Consider the following 5,963-nt stretch of genomic DNA (forward strand, 5'->3'; position numbering starts at 1 on the left):
CGTGCGGCCGCCCCGCGCGACGGCCGTCGCGCGGGACCCGTTGGGGGACACCTCCGGACGGCTCTACGCGGCTTTGACGACCGTCGCCGCGTTGAAGCCGGCGTGGCCGCGGGCGAGGACCAGCGCGGTGCGGACCTCGGTGGCGCGGGCCTCGCCGGTGACCAGGTCGAGGTCGTAGGAGGCGTCGGGGTGCACGTTGGTGGTGGCGGGCACGACACCGTCCCGGATGGCGAGCAGGGCGGTCGCCACGTCGAGCGGGGCGGCGCCCGAGTAGAGGCGCCCGGTCATCGTCTTGGGGGTGGTGACCATGACGCCGTGCGGACCGAACACCGCGTTCAGCGCGTCCGCCTCGATCCGGTCCAGCTCGGGCACGGCCGCCCCGTCGGCGAAGACGACGTCGACGTCGCCGGCGTCCACGCCCGCGTCGGCGAGGGCGAGTTCGACGGCCTTGCGCAGACCGGGCGGGCGCTCGCTGCCGGGGGCCGGGTCGAAGGTGGCCGCGTAGCCGGCGATCTCGCCGTAGACCCTGGCCCCGCGCCGGGCGGCGGACTCGGCGGACTCCAGGATCAGGATGGCGCCGCCCTCGCCGGGCACGTGCCCGCCGGCGGCGGCGTCGAAGGGCAGGTAGGCCCGGTCGGGCTCCTCCCCCTCGGACAGCCGTCCGCTCGCCAGTTGGGCGACCCAGCCCCATGGGCAGATCGAGGCGTCGATCGACCCTGAGACGATCAGCTGGGTGCCCTTGCGGATCTGTCGCCGGGCGTGGGCGATCGCGTCCAGACCGCCGGCCTGGTCGGAGACGAGCACCCCGCTCGGGCCCTTCATGCCGTTGCGGATGGAGATCTGGCCGCTGTTGACGGCGTAGAACCAGGCGAAGGACTGGTACGCCGAGACGTACTGGCTGCCCTGGCTCCACAGCTTCTGCAGCTCGCCCTGGCCGAACTCGAAACCGCCGGAGGAGCTGGCGGTGACCACGCCCATGTCGTACGCGGACAGCTCGGCGGGCGTGACGCCCGCGTCGGCCAGCGCCCAGTCGGTGGCGACCAGGGCGAGACGGGTCATGTGGTCGGTCTGCGCGAGCAGCCGGCTCGGCAGGTGGTCGCCGGCGTTGAAGCCGGGCACCTGACCGGCGAGCTTCGCCGGGTAGCCGGTGGGGTCGAAGCGGGTGATGCGGCCGATGCCGCTCTTGCCCGAGCGGGTGGCCGCCCAGTAGTCGTGGGCACCGAGGCCGTTGGGGGCGGCTATGCCGAGCCCCGTGACGACCGTGCGCGTCGCGGCCGTGCTCATGCCGCGCTCCTCTCCGGTCGGGCGAGCACCATGGCGCTCTGGAAGCCACCGAAGCCGCTGCCGACGGTCAGCACCGCGTCGGTGTGGTGCTCACGGGCCGTCAAGGGCACGTAGTCCAGGTCGCACTCGGGGTCGGGGGTGTGCAGGTTCGCCGTCGGGGGCACGACGTTGTGCTCCATGGCGAGGACCGAGGCGGCGATCTCGATCGAGCCGATCGCGCCGAGCGAGTGCCCCACCATCGACTTGATGGACGACACCGGGGTCCGGTAGGCGTGGTCGCCGAGGCTCTTCTTGAACGCGGCCGTCTCGTGCCGGTCGTTCTGCTTGGTGCCGGAGCCGTGCGCGTTGACGTAGTCGATGGCCTCGGGGTTCAGCCGGGCCTCGTCCAGCGCGACCGTGATCGCCTCGGCCATCTCCACGCCGTCCGGGCGCAGTCCGGTCATGTGGAAGGCGTTGCAGCGCGAGGCGTAGCCGGCGATCTCGGCGTAGATGTGCGCGCCCCGCCGGAGCGCTCCTTCGAGCTCCTCCAGGACGAACACCGCCGAACCCTCGCCGAGCACGAAGCCGTTGCGGGTCCCGTCGAAGGGCCGCGAGGCGTGCTCGGGGTCGTCGTTGCGCGGGGTGGTGGCCTTGATCGCGTCGAAGCAGGCCAGGGTGATCGGTGAGATCGGGGCGTCCGTCGCGCCCGCCACCACCGCGCAGGCCGAGCCCTCCCGGATCAGTTCGGCGGCGTGGCCGACCGAGTCCAGGCCGGAGGTGCAGCCGGTGGAGACCACCGTGGCCGGGCCCTCGGCGCCCACCGCCCACGCCACCTCGGCGGCGAAGGAACTGGGCACCAGGTAGTCGTACAGATGCGGCACGGCGTAGGTGTGGTCCACCAGTTCCAGGCGCCCGCCGTCGCTGACGACGCGGTACTCCTGGTCGAGGCCCATGGTGGCGCCGACCGCGCTGCCGATGGTGACGCCGACCCGGTGCGGGTCCGCGCCGGTCAGGTCCAGACCGCTGTCGGCGAGCGCCTCGCGCGCGGTGACCACGGCCAGCTGGGCCGCCCGGTCCATGCGGCGGATCTCCTGCGGGCTCAGTCCGTGCTCCTGCGGATCGAAGTCGATCTCGGCGGCGACACGGGAGCGGAAGGAGGACGGGTCGAAGAAGGTGATGCCCCGGGTCGCGGTGCGCCCCTCGCTCAGCAGCTTCCAGAAGTTCTTGGTGCCGACACCACCGGGGGCCGTGACGCCGACCCCGGTGATGACCACTCGCCTGGCGCTCACGCCCGGCCCTCCCAGTCGTAGAAGCGCGTGGCGACCGCGTCCGCGGGGGACCGCCAGGTCGCCGGGTCGTAGGCCTCGATGAACGGCTTGAGGTCCTCGCTGATCTGCACGAAGCGGGGGTCGGTCTTGGCCGCCTCGATCAGCTCGCCGCCGTTGTCGGTGTCGAAGTCCTGGAGGTGGAAGTACAGGCCGCGGTAGGCGAAGAGCTGGCGGCGCCGGGTGCCCATCAGATGCGGCATCCCGGTCTGGTCGAACTCCTTGAACAGCCGGGCCACCTCAGGGCTGTGACCCGGGTCCATCCGGGCGACGATCAAGGTGCTGTGCATGATCTCTCCATTCAGCGGTACGTCGCAGGGGCGCGGAGGTCGGTCGACGGCGTGCGGGTGTCGCCCAGGTTCAGCGCGCCGGGCCGAACCAGTGCTCCAGGGCCATCGGGAGGTCCGCGTGGCTGCCCGGGGCCGCCCAGGCCACGTAGCCGTCGGGGCGGACGAGGACGGCGGTGGTGCCGGCCAGCGGGCTGTTCTCCGGCAGGACCGGCGCGGCCGTGACGATGTCGATGCGGTCCTGCCAGTCCCAGGCGCGCTCGCGCAGCCGCTCGTTGTCCGCGAGGTCCAGCAGCACACCCCGGCCCGCGTGCAGGGCCTCGGTGCTGGAGGAGACCAGCCGGTGCCCGGTCAGCTTGACGTCGGGCAGCCGGCGGCCGAGCAGCGGGTGGGGGCCGCCGTCGAGGTCGTAGCGGATCTCCAGGCCGGACACCATCGCCGCGAAGTGCCGGCTGACCTCGGGGTAGCGGATCAGCTCGTTGAGCACGTCGCGCAGCGGCTGCACCTCGGGCCCGGACAGGAACAGCAGCCCCTGCGCCTGGGTGTTCATCAGCAGCCGCTTGCCGACCGGGTGCCGCTCGGCGTGGTAGGTGTCGAGCAGCGCCTCGGGCGCCCGGCCCCGGGCCACCGCGCCGAGTTTCCAGCCGAGGTTGACCGAGTCCTGGATGCTGGTGTTCATGCCCTGGCCGCCGGCCGGCAGGTGGATGTGCGCGGAGTCCCCCGCGAGGAGGACCCGGCCGCGCCGGTACTCGGTGACCTGCCGGGTGGCGTCACCGAAGGACGACACCCACACCGGCTCGGCGTGCGAGATGTCGTCGCCGGTCAGCCGCTGCCAGGCCGCCGCCACCTCGTCCCAGGTCGGCGGCTGCTCCCTGCGCTGCGGCGGGGTGCCCCGCTCGCAGACGATCAGCCGGGTGATCCCGCCGGGCAGCGGGCCGACCATGACCATGCCGCCGGGCAGCGTCTCGCCGATCATCCGGGGCTCCAGCTGGATGCCCTTGACGTCCGCGAGGAACATCTCCAGGGTCGACGCGGTGCCGGGGAAGTCGAAGCCGGCGGCCTTGCGGATCGTGGACCGGCCGCCGTCGCAGCCGACGAGGTACTCGGCGCGCAGCCGGTGCACGCCCTCGGGGCCGCGCACCTCGACCTCGACGCTGTCCTCCTTCTCCTTGACGGACAGCACGTCCTGCCGGCGCCGGATGTCCGCGCCGAGCTGGGTGGCCCACTCCTCCAGGACGGTCTCGGTGACCGACTGGGGGATGGTCTTGGCGGCCTGGTGGGCCCCGTCGAGGACACCGAAGTCGACCGGCAGGCCACCGAAGTGGCCCACGTTGCTGACCTCGATGTCGCCGAACCGGGGCAGCAGTCCGCGCTGGTCGAAGATCTCCATGGTGCGGGCGGTGAAGCCGAGGCCGCGTGACTCCCCGGTCCGCGCGGGCAGCTTCTCCAGGACGATGACGTCGACGCCGGCGAGCCGCAGCTCGCCGGCCAGCATCATCCCGGCCGGTCCTGCGCCCACGACGATGACTTGTGCGTCCATGACACTCCTCGGGACAACCCGCCCTCCGGGCGGGGAAGGAACGGGTCGGAAAGAGCTCGGAAACGATCCGAAGCCGGCAAGGGTGGTTCAGCGGTAGAAGCGGCCGATGCCCTCGTTCGCCACCTGGGCGGCTGCCGCGTGCCGCGGATCGGGGGCGATCGCCTCGTGCCGCACCGCGACCTCGGCGAGCTTGATGGTGTGCTCGTCGCCGATCTCGGCGGCCCGGGCGAACACCTCGGCCACGTCCGGCGCCTGGGACAGCGGCGCGGCCGGCCTGGGCGTGACGTGGAACCACGTCAGCATCCTGCGGCTGACGGCCCGCGCGACCTGGTACGACGGCAGCCGCTGGTCCTCGGGCAGATGTGCGACGACCAGCCGTACGGCGGCCGGTCCGGTGACCGCGTGGATCAGCGGGATCGGGTGCCGCTGGGCGACGGTGGCGTAGATCCCGGCGTACTCGGCGACGAGGTCGTCCAGCGCCCGGGCGACCGGCTCCCGCCCGTCGTCCCCGTCCGGCAGGACAGGCCTTGGCTCCTGGTCCACGGTGACCCCGCCGGTGGAGTGCCGCGCGGCCCAGTAGCCCAGTCCCTGTGCCAGTTCGGCCAGTTGGAACCGGTTCTCCTCGCCGGCGGCGGCGACGGCCCGCACCGCGTGCGCGGTGCGGATCACCCCGTGCGTCAGCATCCCCGACATGCCCGGCAGCAGCCGGGGCCACCAGCGGGCCAGCACCTCGGTCCACGGATTGCCCGTCAGCTCCCGCTCGAACAGGCCGGTCCAGTCGGCGACCCGCGAGAAGTCGCCGAGCGCGGAACGCCAGTCCGCCGGGTCGGCCGGGTCGATGGCCCAGCGGCGTTCGGGGACGTCGTGGTACTCCCGGTTGCGCAGGTTGTGGTCGACCCAGCCGGGCACCTCGTCGGCGTACCCCATGTGCGCCAGCGCCTCGGCGGCCATCGGCGCGTGGTTGACGAAGGACCCGCCGTGCTCGAAACCCACTCCGCGCAGGCGCTGGAGTGCCTCGCCCACGGCGTCGGTGTACGTGAGTGCTGCCACGTGCATCAGTCCTTGATGTCGCAGACGGCGGCACCGGAGGACAGGGCCTGGCCCGCCGTGGCGGCCAGTCCCGTGACGGTGCCTGACTTGTGCGCGGTGAGCGGCTGCTCCATCTTCATCGCTTCGAGTACGACGACCAGTTCGCCCTGCTCGACCCGCTGCCCCTCCGCGACGGCGACCTTGACGACGGTCCCCTGCATCGGAGAGGTGAGCGTGTCGCCGGAGGCCCCGGCGCCCGCGCCGGGACCGGAGTTGCGGCGCCGGGGCTTGACGGCACCGGCCCCGACGAGGCTCAGCTGCCGCTCCGGCACCCGCCCCAGCGACGCGGGCAGCGTCACCTCCAGCCGCTGCCCGCCGACCTCGACGACGACCGTCTCGCGGCCGACGTCCGCGTCCTCCGTGCCGTCGGCGGGTGCGGTGAAGGGTGTGATGTCGTTGACGAACTCGGTCTCGATCCAGCGGGTGTGGACGGTGAAGGGGTCGGTGGAGCCGGTGAGT

6 protein-coding genes are annotated in these 5,963 nt (G+C 72.8%); all 6 read right to left on the reverse strand.

Features of this window, described 5'->3' with window-relative positions; translation table 11 throughout:
• Positions 1–63: 63 nt before the first annotated feature.
• On the reverse strand, positions 64–1,284 hold the full coding sequence (locus tag AB0O67_RS36160; RefSeq protein ID WP_365459971.1) for a ketosynthase chain-length factor: 1,221 nt from the start codon (positions 1,282–1,284) through the stop codon (positions 64–66).
• Positions 1,281–2,552 (reverse strand): beta-ketoacyl-[acyl-carrier-protein] synthase family protein, encoded by a 1,272-nt coding sequence (locus AB0O67_RS36165; protein ID WP_365459974.1) that lies wholly within the window; start codon positions 2,550–2,552, stop codon positions 1,281–1,283. Before AB0O67_RS36165 ends, AB0O67_RS36160 begins: the two co-directional genes overlap by 4 nt.
• Positions 2,549–2,878, reverse strand: a complete 330-nt coding sequence (locus AB0O67_RS36170; RefSeq protein WP_365459977.1) for a TcmI family type II polyketide cyclase — start codon at positions 2,876–2,878, stop codon at positions 2,549–2,551. The genes AB0O67_RS36165 and AB0O67_RS36170 overlap by 4 nt, the downstream gene beginning before the upstream one ends.
• Before the next feature lie 70 nt (positions 2,879–2,948).
• Positions 2,949–4,415 (reverse strand): FAD-dependent monooxygenase, encoded by a 1,467-nt coding sequence (locus AB0O67_RS36175; protein ID WP_365459980.1) that lies wholly within the window; start codon positions 4,413–4,415, stop codon positions 2,949–2,951.
• Positions 4,416–4,502: 87 nt separating this feature from the next.
• On the reverse strand, positions 4,503–5,465 hold the full coding sequence (locus AB0O67_RS36180; RefSeq protein WP_365459983.1) for a hypothetical protein: 963 nt from the start codon (positions 5,463–5,465) through the stop codon (positions 4,503–4,505).
• Positions 5,466–5,470: 5 nt separating this feature from the next.
• Positions 5,471–5,963, reverse strand: a 493-nt coding sequence (locus tag AB0O67_RS36185; RefSeq protein WP_365459986.1) for a biotin/lipoyl-containing protein, incomplete at its 5' end; no start/stop codon positions are given.

The sequence above is a fragment of the Streptomyces sp. NPDC086077 genome (assembly GCF_040686175.1).
Classification (GTDB): domain Bacteria; phylum Actinomycetota; class Actinomycetes; order Streptomycetales; family Streptomycetaceae; genus Streptomyces.